The organism is Bradyrhizobium sp. USDA 4461 (genome assembly GCF_054055655.1).
The window spans coordinates 3,414,769-3,428,524 of the sequence record NZ_JBSRXM010000001.1; the positions used below are offsets into that span (position 1 = coordinate 3,414,769).

Below are 13,756 nucleotides of genomic sequence, written 5' to 3' on the forward strand. Positions count from 1 at the left end.
ATATCAATTGGGGTGCTGTCCTGGACGCGCGCAAAGGGCAATCGGGGCGGTCTTTAGGTGGGTAATTCGGTCCCCGGACTTGTGACCAGTTTCTCGATCGCGATAGCGCTCTCCGCTTCGCGCGCCTTCCGCAGCATGCGCTCGCGCTCCGCCCCCGGCGGTAAGATCGAGGCTCGAGCTCGCGCCGCTTCTGCCAGCTGACCTAGCCTGAACGTGAGCGAGGTCGTTTGCTTAACCCGGTTGCGCTTCTTTCCCACGGCCTTCCTCGTTCCACTGCGGTGAGGAACAGACCAATGATCTTGCTGTTTTTCAGCAACATAGGATAATTTCTGACGAGTAAAAAATTTTTGCAGGCGTGGAACTAAAATGGACGAAGCGTCCATGAAAGCTGGGCGCCGGGAAGAATCGGCAATTTATTTAGATGAGATTCACACGTGTTATTTCTCGAACCGCGTATTCCGCGAATCATCCGGACACTGGGCAGGGCTATTTCATCAAGATCAAATTTACGGCCCAGAAGGGCCGCCTATTATCGGCAACCGGCGGTTCGGCGTGAGCATGGGAATAAGAACGGCCCCAGCGATTGCTCGTTGCTGGGGCCGTTTCTTTTGGATGACCAACGGACTGCTCCACGTCCGATGTGTGCGATTTGCTATACAGCTCGGACGACCTACTTTGAAACGCGCTTGATCGCCTTGGCCGCATGGCTTGGCCCACGCCAGCCCAAAAAAGTCAGATCCTTGCTCTCAAGAGCGTTGGTGGCGCGGAAGAACGCTTCGAGCTCCTCGCAGGCGCGCGAGGGAAGATGGCGGATATCCCTTAGATCTGTTTCGAGTGGGGAGCGGTCCGGCACGGCAAAGACGCGATCGTTGCGCTCCTTTTTACCCTTGCTCTTCTGCTCGATCTCCAGCACCCCGACCGGCCTGCATTTGAGAACAACGCCGGGATATGTCTTGGCGTCGTGAATGACCAGCACGTCGAGAGGGTCGCCGTCCTCCGCCTTGGTGGACGGGATGAAGCCCCAGTCGTACGGATAGCTGAGTCCTGTCATCAGGGGCTTTGCCAAAGTGAAGGTCCCCAGCTTGGGGTCGAACTCGAGCTTGCATGTGCTCCCGCGGGGAGTCTCGATGACGGCGAAGACGTGCTTATCGTCCGCCCAGGTCGGGAGCTTGGCGAGATTCGTCATAATTGGTCGCCTACGAGCATATGCGCCTGCGGGCCGCCCGCGGGCGCCTCTTTCTCCATAGCCGCTTGATCGTCCTGCTGCGGTTGGTCAAACCAAACGGCGGGGCCAATCTATCGTTCCTGCATGCGATTTCGCCGCCGTCACCAACCTTGCGACGAGGACGATGGCGGCAAGGAAGGCTTCCTTGGAAGTGGCGAACATAACTTTGACGCCGGCGCGATCCCGCTGCCTGTGGCGTCCCTCATCGCCGTCCTGCGCGAGGCGCCGAACGCCATGCCGTCGTTCTCCGTCGACGTGCTGTTGAACAGGGGCATCGCCGACATCCACGCCTATCTCAGCTCGCTGCCGGGGCGGCGCGACGCAAAAGACATTCCGCCGATCCTGAACCAGTGAGGGGTGGTTAGGAGCGCCAGCCCGTCTTCGCTCTCGCTTCGCTCAAGCTTCGCCGGACACGCTTCGCCCTTGCGGTCTGGGCATGGCTGCGCCAGGCGAAGCCCGCAAGGGCGAAGCGTGGTGCCCTTGGCCGATAATTGCCTAGAGCCATAACCATTTGAATTTGAACGCACTTTTCTCTTCGATTGCTGCCGGTACCAGCACAAATACCAGCAGGATGACGCGCGGTACTCGCCGACAAAAATAAGCAGGAGGTTCTCGCCGCGGGCACGGTTGTGGCCCTTCCAGACCCCACAATCGCCTGATCGGAATCAACCCGGCACTGACCCGAAATCGGAGAGGCCTACCGCGAGGTTGAGTTCAGGCTCGAGTCATGCGTGCCCGATCCGTGGTCCTTCACGATGCCGATGGAGAGAGCTAATTCCCAATGACGACCTTGGGACGACTCGATTGCCGCTCGGTGCGGGACCGACGCCGAAAGCGCTCATCGCGCGACGCTGATTTTAGTACCGCGGTTTCAGAAACGTCCCGTGGTCGGCGTTCTCACCAGTGCTGTATGTTTCGAACCGAGGAAGAAGAAAGTCGATCGCCGGGATCTTGAACGAGCTAACGGGGACGTCCTGATTTCGCGCCCCACATGCAAAGGCTTGATGGCTCGAAGCCGAACTGTCGGGGCCGATGGGTTTCCTCATCCTCGATTTCGTCAACGCCGACCGAATATTCGAACACCATGCCGTCGGGACCCTGAAAATAGAGAAACCGCGCGCCGGATGTTGGGTGACGGCCCGGACCGAAGACGATTGGGACGCGCTGGCCCGACAAATGATAGTACGAGCGTAGCACGTCGTCGTTGCTCTCGACCTGGTGGTTGATGTGATGCACGCCGGGCCCGCGGCCGGGGGCCAGCGCCACGGTGTGATGGATCGCGTTGACTCGCATGAGGGCAATGTCCCCGATGCGATCGCTGACGCGGGCGTTGCAGACCTGAGTCCAGAACTGTTCGTCGCGCACGGGGTCGGTCGTGAACAGGCCCACATGGCTGAAGCCGGTGATCCCGGCGTCGCGGGTCGCAAAATATCGTCTGCCACTGCGCTCGGGCCGCACGACGAACTCGATCTGGTTGCCGGTCGGATCTTTGAACGCGATGAAGGCCTTGACCTTGCGGAGCGCGCATTCGCCCGGTGTGCCGGCATGGACGGCATGGCCGAGCGTGTCGAGCGTTGCGCCGGCGACGCTGAGCTTGTCCGCATCGTCAACTTCAAAGGCGACGGTCTGGTCCTGCGGATCACCCTCGAAATAGCAGAGCGTGTGCGCCCGATCGTCGGAGCGCAGATAGAGCGCCTGCTTTGCCTGCTCGCCGACCTGCAGGCCGAGGCTTCTGGTGGCAAAGCTCCGCGCGTCCTCGAGGTTTGAGGCGCCGAGCCGTACATAGGCGAGATCGCGCAGTTCAATCATGTGGCGTCTCCATTCTCTTTGGCTTGTCAGTCGCCGGCCGGCCGCAGTTCCGGAATGCCCTGGCACTGGCTGCCCCAGTCGCACAGCGAGGAGGGATGAGCCGAGAATTGCCGGGGATGATGATCGGGTTCGATGTCTTTGATCCCATGCGTGTAGGAAAAGACGTATCCTTCAGGCCCCTCGAACCTGAGGAAGATTTGTCCGGACGCGGGCTCGCGTCCGGGGCCATGCAGGATCTTGATCTGGCGCTCCTGCACGAAATAATGGCCCTGCATGATCGAATCCAGGCTCTCGACGCCATAGCTGATATAGAGGATGCCGGGCCGGTCTGATGGATAGAGCGCAATGCGGTGATGCTTCCGGTCGATCCCGAGATAGGCGACGTCGCCGGCCCAGTCGCTGATCCGGGCACCAAGGATCGAAGTCCAGAATTTCTGGTCGTCCGTCGGCCTGACGCTGCGTAGCCCGACGCCTTCCAGCCCGGTGATGCCGGCGTCGCGGCTAGGGAAATAGCGGCGTCCGCTTTGCGCGGGCCGCAGCACCAGGTCGATCTCGTTGCCGCTGGCATCTTGCACAATCAATGCATCTCGGACGAACCGCTGCTTGCACTCGTCGGCGCTTCCGCGACGTGCGGTGAAGCCGTCGCTCCGTAGCGCGTGCTCGACGCGTTCGAGCACCGCTTCGTCGGAAACCTCGATGCCGATTGAGGACGAGTTCGTTGCCGATATTAGTGACAGCGTGTGATAGCGATCGTCCGATCGGAAGAGTAGAGCCTGTTTGTCGGGTACTGGTTGCAAGCCCAGAATATCGGTCGCGAACGCCGCTGCGGGTTGCGGCTCGCGGACGGCCAATCTGGCGTAGCAGAGCCCGATCAGGGAGCGTTGTGGCGCCCTCTCGGATGAACTTTGACCCGTCATGTCCGCTTTCTCGACTGCTTGGGCATCGAATTCTCGATGTGCTGCCGCACGATCTGGCGCCAGACACCGAGCAGGCGTGAGAAGTGCTCGGGATCGTTCTCGATCAGCATTCTGACCGAGAAGCCGCGGACCACGCTCAGCGTCAAAGCGAGCACGTCCTTGGCGAGCTGTTCCGGAATTCCGGACGAAATCAGCGTGTCGAGCCAGGTCGCCTCGATCGAAAAGCGCGTCTGCCGGGCGAATTGCCGGGTCTCGCGCTTGATCTGCCGGGTGCTGTCATCGCTCATCGCGATGGCGAGCTCGATGAAGAAATAGTCGCCGAAGAAAAAGTCCTCTGCGTCTTTGATGATGCTGTCGATCGGATCGCCGCCGTCGTGCCGCGCCGACTGCGCGCGGCGCATACTTTGGGTGAAGGTGATCTCGTTGACATAGGCCAGCACGGCCACGACGAGCTCGTGCTTGCTGGGGAAATGATGCATCAAGGCGCCGCGCGAAACGCCAGCGAGGTCAGCGACCTCGATCGTCCGCAGCCCGACATAGCCATTGCGGCGAATGAGCTTGACCGCGGCGTCCATCAGTTGCTTGCGCGTGGTTTCGCTGCGCTCCGCCTGGGTTCGTCGCGGCGCGTATTTCGGCTCAGCCGTGCTGTCCCGGCGCGATCTCAGCTTCTGTCGGGTTGCAGGCCCGCGGGATGCCGGGGCGCCACGGCGGGAGGAGGGCTTTGGTTCGTCAGAATTCGACATAGACGCTGTCTTCTATCACCTTGACCGGGAAGGTCTTCAACGGAACCGTACACGGCATGCCGGTCGGCGCGCCGCTGGTGACGTCGAATGTACCAAAATGCCAAGGGCATTCGACGATATTTCCGGTCAGGATGCCTTCTTCGGACAATGAAGCCTCGCCGTGCGTGCAGAGGTCGGCCGTGGCGTAGATCGTGCCGCCGACATTGTAGACCGCAAGGTTGGTGCCATCGGGCATCGTCGCGGGACGGATCTCGCCCTCCGGAAAGTCCTGAACCGTGCCGATGAGAATGCTGTTGATCGTGGTCGTCATAGCATTGTGCTTCCGCCATTGACGCTGATGACCTGTCCCGTGACGAACGAGGCTTCCTTCGAAGCCAGATAGCACACCATCGATGCCACCTCGTCCATCTCGGCCGGGCGCCCCATCGGCACCACGTCGACAAAGCGCTGTAACGCCTTCGGCGCCTTAAGGGTGATCTGCTTGACCTGGGGCGTTTCGACGATGCAGGGAGCGACGACGTTCACGGTGATGCCGTCCTTGGCGAATTCACGCGCCAGTCCGGTCGCCATTGCATGCACGCCGCCCTTGGCGGCGTTGTAGGCGGCGTGATCCCAGAGACCGTTGCGGACCGAGTCCGCCCCGATATTGACAATGCGACCGTAGCCGCGGACCTTCATGACCTTGACGGCGTGCCAGGCGCACCACAGCGCGGTCCAGAGATTGCGATCGATCGTGGTCCGCAACGTATCAGGCGTGTGGTCCAGAAACGGCTTGATGATCCCGCCGCCTGCGTTGTTGACCAGGATATCGAGCGCACCGAAATTGTCGACCGCCGACCTGATGACGCTGCCTGCGACGTCCTCCTGCGAGAGGTCGCCGGCCTTCACGACCGGACGCCTGGCGCCGGTTGCAGCGATCTCGTCGGCAACCGCACCGAGGCCGCCCTCATCAATGTCGGATACCACCAGGCTGGCGCCGGCATCGGCAAAATGGCGGGCGATGACGGCGCCGATGCCGCTGGCGGCACCGGTCACCACGACTGTCTGTCCGTCGAAACGAGAACCCATCTGATTGATCCGTCAGAGCACGATGCTGATGCGGCCGCTCGGCCGCAGGCCTTCGCCGCCGAGCAGGCAGCGCTTCTCGCGGATGCGGAAGCCATCGTCTCGCAGCGCGAGGCGATACTTGTTGGTCCCGAAGTAGAGATCGGTGACGCCGTCCTTGGTCCGCAGCGTCTGGAACACTGAGGTGACGTCGATCTCGTCCTCATGCCGTGCGCAAATTCGGACATTGCCGACGATTCGACTGGTCTTCGAATGTGGAAACTCGGCATGCGCGGTGCGCTTCATGAGCCGCTTGACCCGCTCGCCGAGCCGCATGCGATCGTCGGCGATGTAGAACAGATTGGTATCCGACGAGGCATCCGCGGGCAGGTCTGTGCAGGGAACTTCGTACCGGGCATCCTCGGTAAAGAGCGTCAGCCACTCTGGCAATCGCCACTGATCGAGCAACTCGGCCTCGTTGAACAGGAAATCTTCGACGTCGGTTCGGGTTACGGATTGCATCTCGTTCTCCTAGGCCGCGACGCTTTTGATGCCGGACGCTGGTTCGGGAAACATCTGCTTGTTCCACTGGGTCCAGAACGCACGCATCTGAAGCTCGTCGTCGTGATGGGCCTTTTCTTTGCCCATTCCCTTCGAGATGTCGTTCCACAGGGTTTCCTTGGAGTTCTCGAAGCCGCGTTGGCAGTGCTCCAGCGCTTCGGCGTCGTCGGGCGTGGCAAAGCCGCCGGGGCCGAGAAACTCGAGGAAATTGTTGAGGCGATACTTTCGCGCCCACGCCGATTCGTCGTTCGGCGCCAACGCCCAGGCATTGATGACCATGTAGTCGGGAGCCATGGGAAAGTAGGTGCGCACAGTCAAGGCCATGATGTCGTTGACGACGAGATTTGGGAAAATGAACAGGTTGCGGTTCTTGCGCGCGATCCGATCGGCGCGCTCCTGGCCGTGGCGTGCGACGAGGTTGTCGTAGATCCGGCCGATCTCCGATTTGCCAGCCTCTCCCCAGCCGGGGATCCACTGCGCGACCGGTCGTCCCCAGGGAGCGCCGTATTCGAGGACGGCGTGACCGTTGCCGAGGTCGTAGCCGTAGCCGCCGGCACCCATCCCGGTAGCGAGATTGTCCGTCGAGCTCATCAGGATATCGAAGTAGGTCGCGTGGGTGGTCGCGGCATGATAGCCGTCGATGCTGTTCTCGGTGAGCAGCTTCCAGTTCGCCCGGATCGAATATTCCTGGCTGCCTGCGACGATCGACATTCCGGCGTCGGCCTGATCGCAGATCACGTCGAGGTATTCCTTGGCGCCCGCGAGGTAGTCGACAAGCGGCATTATGTTGCTGTCGAACGAGATGAAGTTGAAATCGCGATAAGTCTCGAACCGCGGCACTGGCTGCATGTTCGAGGTGTCGCGACCCTTGAACCCCTCGGGGTAGGAGGCTTCGCCTGGCTGACTACGCAACTTGCCGTCAGCGCCGAACACCCAGCCATGGTAGAAGCACTGGAACGATTTGGCGTTGCCCTTGCGCTCGCGGCACACCTGGGCGCCGCGATGCGGGCAGGTGTTGAGCAGGGCGCGCAGTTGCCCCTTGCTGTCGCGAGTGAACAATATACCGCGGCCGGCGACCTTGCGGGTGATAAAATCGCCGGGCTTGGGGAGTTCCGACGAATGTCCAAGGTACAGCCACGAGCGGTCGAAGATTCTCTCCTTCTCGGCCTTGAAGATCTCGCGGTCGACGAAGTTGCGTCGCGCAACTTTGAAAATGTGCTGGGCCGGATCGACGAGCAGCGCGGGCTGCGGCTGTTCTGCGTTCATTGTGGTTTCCTCTTCCCTAGGCGGCGAGTAAGCGCTTCAGTTCGAGTGCGGGATTCTCAAGTTCGCTTTTTCGAACAGGCTTGCGTGAGGCGACGAGCCGGCGCAGTACCGCCATGTCTCGGGCCGAATTGACGGTGATGCCGCCGACGACTTCGCCGTCGCGGATGCTGATGGTGACGAAGCGACCGGCGCCGACGTCGCCTCTGACGATCTCCTCTCCGCCGGCCGGGTTGCCGACGACCTGGATGTTGGCGTCGTACTGGTCGGACCAGAACCAGGACGGGGCATCATAGGCAGTCGCGGAGTTCGTCATCGATTTTGCGGTGGCGATGGCCTGGTTCTGCGCGTTGGCCCAGTTCTCGATGCGCATCCAGCGGTCGTGACTGCGGCTCCATTGCTCTGCGACGTCGCCGGCGGCGAAGATGCCATCGGCTTGGGTGGCTCCGCTCGAGGTGACGCGGATGCCGTGCTGGGAATCGAGGCCCAATTGTTGGGCGAGCTCAGTGACCGGCTCGACGCCGACGCCGGCCAGTGCGAGATCGGCCGGGACGAAGCTGCCATCGTCGAGTTCCAGTCCGCGCGATGTCGATCGTTTCGCCACGGCGTTGCACACAATCTTCACGCCCTTCGACGCATGGAGCTGATGGAGACATTGGCCGAGCGATGCGGAGCCGATCTGGGACAGCAAGCCTTTGGCCTTCTCGATGATGGTGACGTGGCATCCGCGCCCGATCGCCGCCGATGCGACTTCGAGGCCGACGACCCCGCCGCCGATCAGCGCAATCTGTCGCCCGGGCTGCAACTCCTGGCGCAGCGCCAGCGCGTCGTTCATGCAACGGAGGTAGCGGACGGGGAGTGGGCCATTGTCGAGCTCGGGCAGGCGACGCACACGCGTCCCGGTCGTGAGCAGCAGGCGGTCGAATGCGAGCTCTTGTCCGTTGGCGAGACCGACAACGCGCCGCTGCAGATCGGCCGCAACGACACGGGACGAGGTGTGCAATGCGACATCGAGGTCGTTCCACTGCTGTCGCTGCAAGACCAGCACCGGATTGGAAGCGCGGTCGATCAAGATGGCTTTCGACAGTTGCGGGCGTTCGTAGGGAAGGTGCTCTTCCTCGCCGATCAGGCTGACCGGGCCGCGATGTCCGGCGGCGCGCAGGGCCTCGGCGGCGCGGGCGCCCGCCTGTCCGGCTCCAACGATCACGATGCGCGCTTGCTGCCGGTCCAACGTCATTCGCTCCCTTGGCCGCCCTCTTGGCGGCTCGCTCAGCGCGGCATTTCCACTCGTCGCGCCATGACGCTCAGAGGCGTCTTGACAGCAAAGATAAAAACAATCATTCCTGTTTGTAAAGTGAATTCTGTGACGCGCAGCGGCGCGGGCGGGGATCACGACAAGAAGCTCGCAACAGAGCGACAGGGAGAGCGCGTTGGGCACTGTGATCGACATTCACACGCATGTTGTGCCTGCGCGGCTGGGCGCCGACCCGAAACGGGACGCGCGCTGGCCGAGCGTCGAGCTTTCGACGAGCGATCAGGCGATGGTGATGATTGCGGGCAAGATATTCCGGAAGATCGATACGCGATCATGGAATGTCGAACAGCGGCTCGCGGACATGATCGAGGACGGCACCGACATGCAGGTGCTCTCGCCGATGCCGGAGTTGCTGTCGCATTGGTTGCCGCCTGATGACGCCGAATATCTGGCGGACGTCATGAACGACCAGATCGCGGGCATGATCGCGCAGGCTCCCGGCAATTTCGCCGGTATCGGCATGGTGTGCATGCAGGACGTGCCACGTGCTGTCCGGCAGCTGGATAAACTCAAGGCGCTCGGCCTTGCCGGCATCGAGATCGGGACGCACATCAACGGCGTTGCGCTCGGCAGCGAGAGCCTGTTTCCGGTCTACGAGGCCGCCCAGTCGCTCGATCTCGGCATCTTCGTGCATCCGCTGCACCCGGCAGGCATGGAGCGCGTCGGCGGCAGCCCGGAATTCGCAGCGACTGCGGTGTTTCCGCTCGAAACCGCGCTCGCGTCGGTGTCGCTGCTCGCCGCCGGCGTGCCCGAAAGATTTCCGCGGCTGCGTGTCCTGCTCAGCCATGGCGGCGGGGCGCTGCCATGGATTCTACCGCGAATGGATTTCGGCTGGTCGCTCGGCGCCAGGGGCAAGATGACGCGGCCGCCGTCAGACCTTGCGCGGCGGTTCTGGTACGACTCGATCCTCTACGATCCGGTGTCGCTGTCGTTCCTCGGCAACGCGGTGGGCGACAGCCGCATCGTCGTCGGATCCGATTATCCCTTCACGATCCGGCAGAAGCAGCCGGGTGCGTTCGTCAGGCGCGCGCTGAGCAGCGATAGCGTTCTCGTCGAGAATTCCTTCGGCTTCCTTGGTCGGCGTTATGACGTCGCGCCGCTGCACGTCGCGCAACCGCGAGGGATGGGTGAACAGTCGGAGGCATCCCATGGCTGATTGTCGCTCCCTGCCGCAGATGTGCCTGCTTGGACCGATCCCGCCGCGAACGCCCAGCCGCAGCGATGCGCAGGTGCCCTCCGACACGGAGAGGGGACTCAGCAAATACGGCCGCATTCCCTTCGTCTATTTCTACCAGCATGGCGCGGCGGCCGATCCCGCTTTCGGCCTGCTCGACATCGAGATCGCAATCCAGCGCCGCGGTCCGCAAGACTTCGTATGCGAGGTCTACGCCATCGGGGACGGCTATCAGAGCGGACATGGCACGAGCACGCCCGAGCCGCTGCTGTTCGAATTTCGCGGCCGCGGCCGGACCATCGCGAAGGCTGAATGGCGCTACCCGACCGTTCTGAGCGGTCACATGGATGCTTTGACGTTCTCGATGCCCCTTGCGCTCAGCGACGACGAGTTCGGCTTGCTCGACAGTGTCCTGCTGCCGCCGGCGCGCGGCGAGGTCACGGTTTGCCTGGAGTGAGCGTGATGGCTGACAAGTTGATCGCGATCGGGGAGCGTCGCGTTGCGCGCCAGGACCTGCTTGAGCAGGGCAGCCGTGCCGCCACGGCACTCGCTTCGATTGGCCTCCGCGAAGGCGATGCCATCGCGCTGCTGATCCGGAACGATCCCTGCTATTTCGAGGTGCTGCATGCAGCCGCGCTACTCGGCGCCTATGTTGTGCCGTTGAACTGGCACAGCAAGCCCGACGAAATCGCCTATATTCTTGCCGATTGCACGCCGCGGACAATAATCGGGCACCGTGACCTGATCACGGCGGTCGAGCGGGTCGTTCCCGCCGATATGCCGACCTTTATCGTTGACGAGGCCCTCGCGCGCGCCTCGACGTCGTTGCCATCGCCGCCCCACGCGCAGGATTGGCAGGCGTTTCGCGACAGGGCTGCGCGATGGGAGCTGCCGCCTCGCGCGCCGCGGGGCACAATGATCTACACCTCGGGCACCACGGGACATCCGAAGGGTGTTCGACGCGCGCCAATGACACCCAAGCAGATCAAGAAAAACGCGACACTGCTTCGCGAGATCTATGGCATCGAACCCGGCATGCGGGCCTTTGTTTGCGGTCCGCTCTACCACGCATCGCCCGGCGCCTTTGCGCGGCAGGCCTTCCAGCATGCCGACCTCACGGTATTGCAGCAGAGTTTCGATCCGGAGGATCTGCTGCGGGTCATTGCCGAGCACCGGATCACGCATCTGACGATGGTGCCGACCATGTTCGTGCGCCTGCTGCGGCTCAGCGACGCCATCCGCGATCGCTACGACCTGTCCTCGATCCGCTGGGTGACGCACACCGGCGCGGCCTGTCCGCCCGACGTGAAGCGCGGGATGATCGAATGGTGGGGACCGGTGATTCACGAGACCTATGGCGCGACGGAGACCGGCGCTGCGGTCGGCTGCAACACCGAGGAATGGCTCGCACATCCCGGCACAGTCGGCCGCCCGATGACAGGCACCGAGCTCAGAATCTACGACGAGGCCGGGCAGGAAGTCGCACCCGGCGGCATCGGCGAGATCTACCTGCGCACGGAGGCGTATTCGGACTTCACCTACCACGGCCGTCCGGAGCAACGTGAACAGGTCGATCGTGCCGGCCTCGTGACCTGCGGCGATGTCGGCTATCAAGACGCCGACGGCTTTCTCTACATCTGCGATCGCAAACGCGACATGGTAATTTCGGGTGGGGTCAACATCTACCCCGCCGAGATCGAGAATGTCCTGGTCAATTGTCCCGGCGTGCGCGACTGCGCTGTGTTCGGCGTACCCGATGCCGAGTTCGGCGAAAGCCTGATCGCTGCGATCGAGGCGGAGCCGGACGCAGCGCCCGCGCCGGCCGATGTCGCGGCGTTCCTCGAACAGCGCCTCGCGCGCTTCAAGGTGCCGAAGCGCTTCGTCTTTCACGACGCCCTGCCGCGGGAGGCGAGCGGCAAGATTTTCAAACGGAAGCTGCGCGACCACTACCTTCTGTCCGGCGTTCCGGCGGTCTGAACAATCATCGCCATCAACAGGAGATCGAGCGTGGATCTGAGTGACAAGTTCATCGACGTGGCGGGAACCCGCACGCGCTATCATGATGTCGGGCAGGGAGAACCAACAATCCTGATCCACGGTGGTGGACCGGGCGCGTCGGGCCTGAGCAATTACCGCAAGAATGTCGAGGCGCTGGCGACCGGCCGCCGCGTCATCGTCGTCGATCTGCCAGGTTTCGGCGAGACCGAGGGCAAGCTGCCGGACGGGCCGATCTTCGAGGCCATGGGCGAATTCGTCCGCAGCTTCATGGATGCGATCGGGGTCCAGAAGGCGAGCTTCGTCGGAAACTCGCTGGGTGGCGCTACCGCGCTGATGGTCGCCTTGCGCGCGCCGGAGCGGGTCAACCGTCGGGTGCTGATGGGCACGGGTGGCAGTCAGGCCATCTTCACGCCAATGCCGACGGAAGGCCTGCGCCGCATGGCGATGTTCCACGGCGGCGACGGCCCTTCGATGCAGAAGCTGAAAGGCGTCATCGAGCTTCTGGTATTCGATTCCAGGGCGATCACCGACGCGTTGCTCGAGGAGCGGTTGAAGGCTGCGATGCGCAAGGACGTCATCGACATCTTCAAGCGGCCGCCGCTCGACATCTGGCGCGAGAATCTCGCCGCGCTGAAGCACAAGACGCTGATCGTTTGGGGACGCGACGATCGTGTGGTCCCGCTCGATTCCGCCTTCATCCTGCTGAAGACCATGCCGAACGCCGAACTTCACGTCTATCCCAAGTGCGGCCACTGGGCGCAATGGGAAAAGGCCGACGAGTTCAACGCGCTGGTCGCCGCCTTCCTGGATCGGCCATGAGCACGCTCGTCGACAGGCTCGCAACGCGCCTCCAGGAGGCGGAGTCGACCCGGCGGCCGATCGACCCGATCGCCGGTGAGATCGGCAGCGGCACCTCGAGACCGCCTATGCGGTGCAGTCCGAGGTGAGCCGGCGCGGTATCGCTGGTGGCAGGCGGCTGGTCGGCCGGAAGATTGGCCTTACTTCGAAAGCCGTGCAGCAGCAGTTCGGGGTCGATCAGCCTGATTATGGTGCGCTGTTCGCGGACATGGAGGTTTCGACCGGCGAGACCATCGATGTCGCGAAACTGATCCAGCCGCGCGTCGAGGCCGAAATCGCGCTTGTTCTCGACCGCGGTCTCTCCGGCGAAGACGTCACGCTTGGCGAACTGATGCGATCGATCGCCTATGCCGTTGCTGCGCTCGAGATCGTCGACAGCCGGATACGGGACTGGAAAATCAGCATTCTCGATACCGTCGCGGATAACAGCTCGAGCGCCGACTACGTGCTCGGCGCAGCGCCGCGGCGATTGACCGATGTCGACCTCGAGGCCTGCGGCATGACGATGACGCGCAACGGAACGATCGTGTCGGTCGGCTGCGGCTCGGCCTGCCTTGGTCATCCCTTGCGTGCCGGGCTCTGGCTCGCAAGGGCGATGGCACGTGCCGGCCAACCCCTGCGAGGTGGCGATGTCGTGCTGACGGGCGCGCTTGGCCCGGTCTCACCGGTGTCGGTCGGCGAAGTCTACGAGGCGAGAGTCTCCGGTTTCGGGCCTGTCAGCGTGACCTTCACGTAGTCGGCCGGATCAGAAGGCATCAAGAGCCGCTTCAGAGCTTCAAATCACCAACAATCGATCATAGGGAGGATTGAGCATGACTTTGATTTCGCGAAGATCGGCCGTTGTGGGGC

The 13,756-nt window shown here is 62.7% G+C and carries 16 protein-coding genes; 6 read left to right on the plus strand and 10 right to left on the minus strand.

What is annotated here, in order from left to right; genetic code table 11:
• Window positions 1–53 precede the first annotated feature (53 nt).
• Window positions 54–383 (minus strand): hypothetical protein, encoded by a 330-nt coding sequence (locus ACVINW_RS15920; protein WP_456752178.1) that lies wholly within the window; start codon window positions 381–383, stop codon window positions 54–56.
• A gap of 287 nt (window positions 384–670) precedes the next feature.
• Window positions 671–1,186 (minus strand): inorganic diphosphatase, encoded by a 516-nt coding sequence (locus tag ACVINW_RS15925; RefSeq protein WP_456752179.1) that lies wholly within the window; start codon window positions 1,184–1,186, stop codon window positions 671–673.
• A 123-nt stretch (window positions 1,187–1,309) separates the two neighbouring features.
• Here ACVINW_RS15925 and ACVINW_RS15930 point away from each other — a divergent pair, with 123 nt between their 5' ends.
• Window positions 1,310–1,579: a hypothetical protein gene (locus ACVINW_RS15930; protein ID WP_456752180.1), complete on the plus strand. Its 270-nt coding sequence runs from the start codon at window positions 1,310–1,312 to the stop codon at window positions 1,577–1,579.
• 606 nt (window positions 1,580–2,185) lie between these two features.
• Here the strand turns inward: ACVINW_RS15930 and ACVINW_RS15935 are convergent.
• From ACVINW_RS15935 to ACVINW_RS15970, 8 genes are all read right to left on the minus strand, one after another.
• Window positions 2,186–3,034 (minus strand): VOC family protein, encoded by an 849-nt coding sequence (locus ACVINW_RS15935; protein WP_456752181.1) that lies wholly within the window; start codon window positions 3,032–3,034, stop codon window positions 2,186–2,188.
• 26 nt (window positions 3,035–3,060) lie between these two features.
• On the minus strand, window positions 3,061–3,885 hold the full coding sequence (locus ACVINW_RS15940; RefSeq protein WP_456752182.1) for a VOC family protein: 825 nt from the start codon (window positions 3,883–3,885) through the stop codon (window positions 3,061–3,063).
• A 62-nt stretch (window positions 3,886–3,947) separates the two neighbouring features.
• The gene (locus ACVINW_RS15945; protein ID WP_066511484.1) at window positions 3,948–4,526 is read right to left on the minus strand and encodes a TetR/AcrR family transcriptional regulator; all 579 of its coding nucleotides are present in this window, start codon (window positions 4,524–4,526) and stop codon (window positions 3,948–3,950) included.
• Between the two features lie 154 nt (window positions 4,527–4,680).
• Window positions 4,681–5,004: a non-heme iron oxygenase ferredoxin subunit gene (locus ACVINW_RS15950; protein WP_456752183.1), complete on the minus strand. Its 324-nt coding sequence runs from the start codon at window positions 5,002–5,004 to the stop codon at window positions 4,681–4,683.
• Window positions 5,001–5,762, minus strand: coding sequence for an SDR family NAD(P)-dependent oxidoreductase (locus ACVINW_RS15955; protein WP_456752184.1), 762 nt, complete (start codon window positions 5,760–5,762; stop codon window positions 5,001–5,003). The genes ACVINW_RS15950 and ACVINW_RS15955 overlap by 4 nt, the downstream gene beginning before the upstream one ends.
• 12 nt (window positions 5,763–5,774) lie before the next feature.
• The gene (locus ACVINW_RS15960) at window positions 5,775–6,260 is read right to left on the minus strand and encodes an aromatic-ring-hydroxylating dioxygenase subunit beta (RefSeq protein WP_456752185.1); all 486 of its coding nucleotides are present in this window, start codon (window positions 6,258–6,260) and stop codon (window positions 5,775–5,777) included.
• A 9-nt stretch (window positions 6,261–6,269) separates the two neighbouring features.
• On the minus strand, window positions 6,270–7,565 hold the full coding sequence (locus ACVINW_RS15965) for an aromatic ring-hydroxylating oxygenase subunit alpha (protein ID WP_456752186.1): 1,296 nt from the start codon (window positions 7,563–7,565) through the stop codon (window positions 6,270–6,272).
• A gap of 16 nt (window positions 7,566–7,581) precedes the next feature.
• A complete protein-coding gene (locus tag ACVINW_RS15970) occupies window positions 7,582–9,012 on the minus strand; it encodes an NAD(P)/FAD-dependent oxidoreductase (RefSeq protein ID WP_456752187.1) in 1,431 nt (476 codons plus the stop codon).
• Here ACVINW_RS15970 and ACVINW_RS15975 point away from each other — a divergent pair.
• The 5 genes from ACVINW_RS15975 to ACVINW_RS15995 all read left to right on the plus strand — a co-directional run bounded on the left by ACVINW_RS15975 (window position 9,002) and on the right by ACVINW_RS15995 (window position 13,643).
• Window positions 9,002–10,033 (plus strand): amidohydrolase family protein, encoded by a 1,032-nt coding sequence (locus ACVINW_RS15975; protein WP_456756405.1) that lies wholly within the window; start codon window positions 9,002–9,004, stop codon window positions 10,031–10,033. The genes ACVINW_RS15970 and ACVINW_RS15975 overlap by 11 nt on opposite strands.
• Window positions 10,026–10,508 carry a hypothetical protein gene (locus tag ACVINW_RS15980; RefSeq protein WP_456752188.1) on the plus strand — a complete coding sequence of 161 codons (483 nt, stop codon included), beginning with the start codon at window positions 10,026–10,028 and terminating at the stop codon, window positions 10,506–10,508. Before ACVINW_RS15975 ends, ACVINW_RS15980 begins: the two co-directional genes overlap by 8 nt.
• A gap of 5 nt (window positions 10,509–10,513) precedes the next feature.
• Window positions 10,514–12,028, plus strand: coding sequence for an AMP-binding protein (locus ACVINW_RS15985; protein WP_456756406.1), 1,515 nt, complete (start codon window positions 10,514–10,516; stop codon window positions 12,026–12,028).
• Window positions 12,029–12,058: 30 nt separating this feature from the next.
• Window positions 12,059–12,868 carry an alpha/beta fold hydrolase gene (locus tag ACVINW_RS15990; RefSeq protein ID WP_456752189.1) on the plus strand — a complete coding sequence of 270 codons (810 nt, stop codon included), beginning with the start codon at window positions 12,059–12,061 and terminating at the stop codon, window positions 12,866–12,868.
• A 124-nt stretch (window positions 12,869–12,992) separates the two neighbouring features.
• Window positions 12,993–13,643 (plus strand): 2-keto-4-pentenoate hydratase, encoded by a 651-nt coding sequence (locus ACVINW_RS15995; RefSeq protein ID WP_456752190.1) that lies wholly within the window; start codon window positions 12,993–12,995, stop codon window positions 13,641–13,643.
• Window positions 13,644–13,756: the final 113 nt, after the last annotated feature.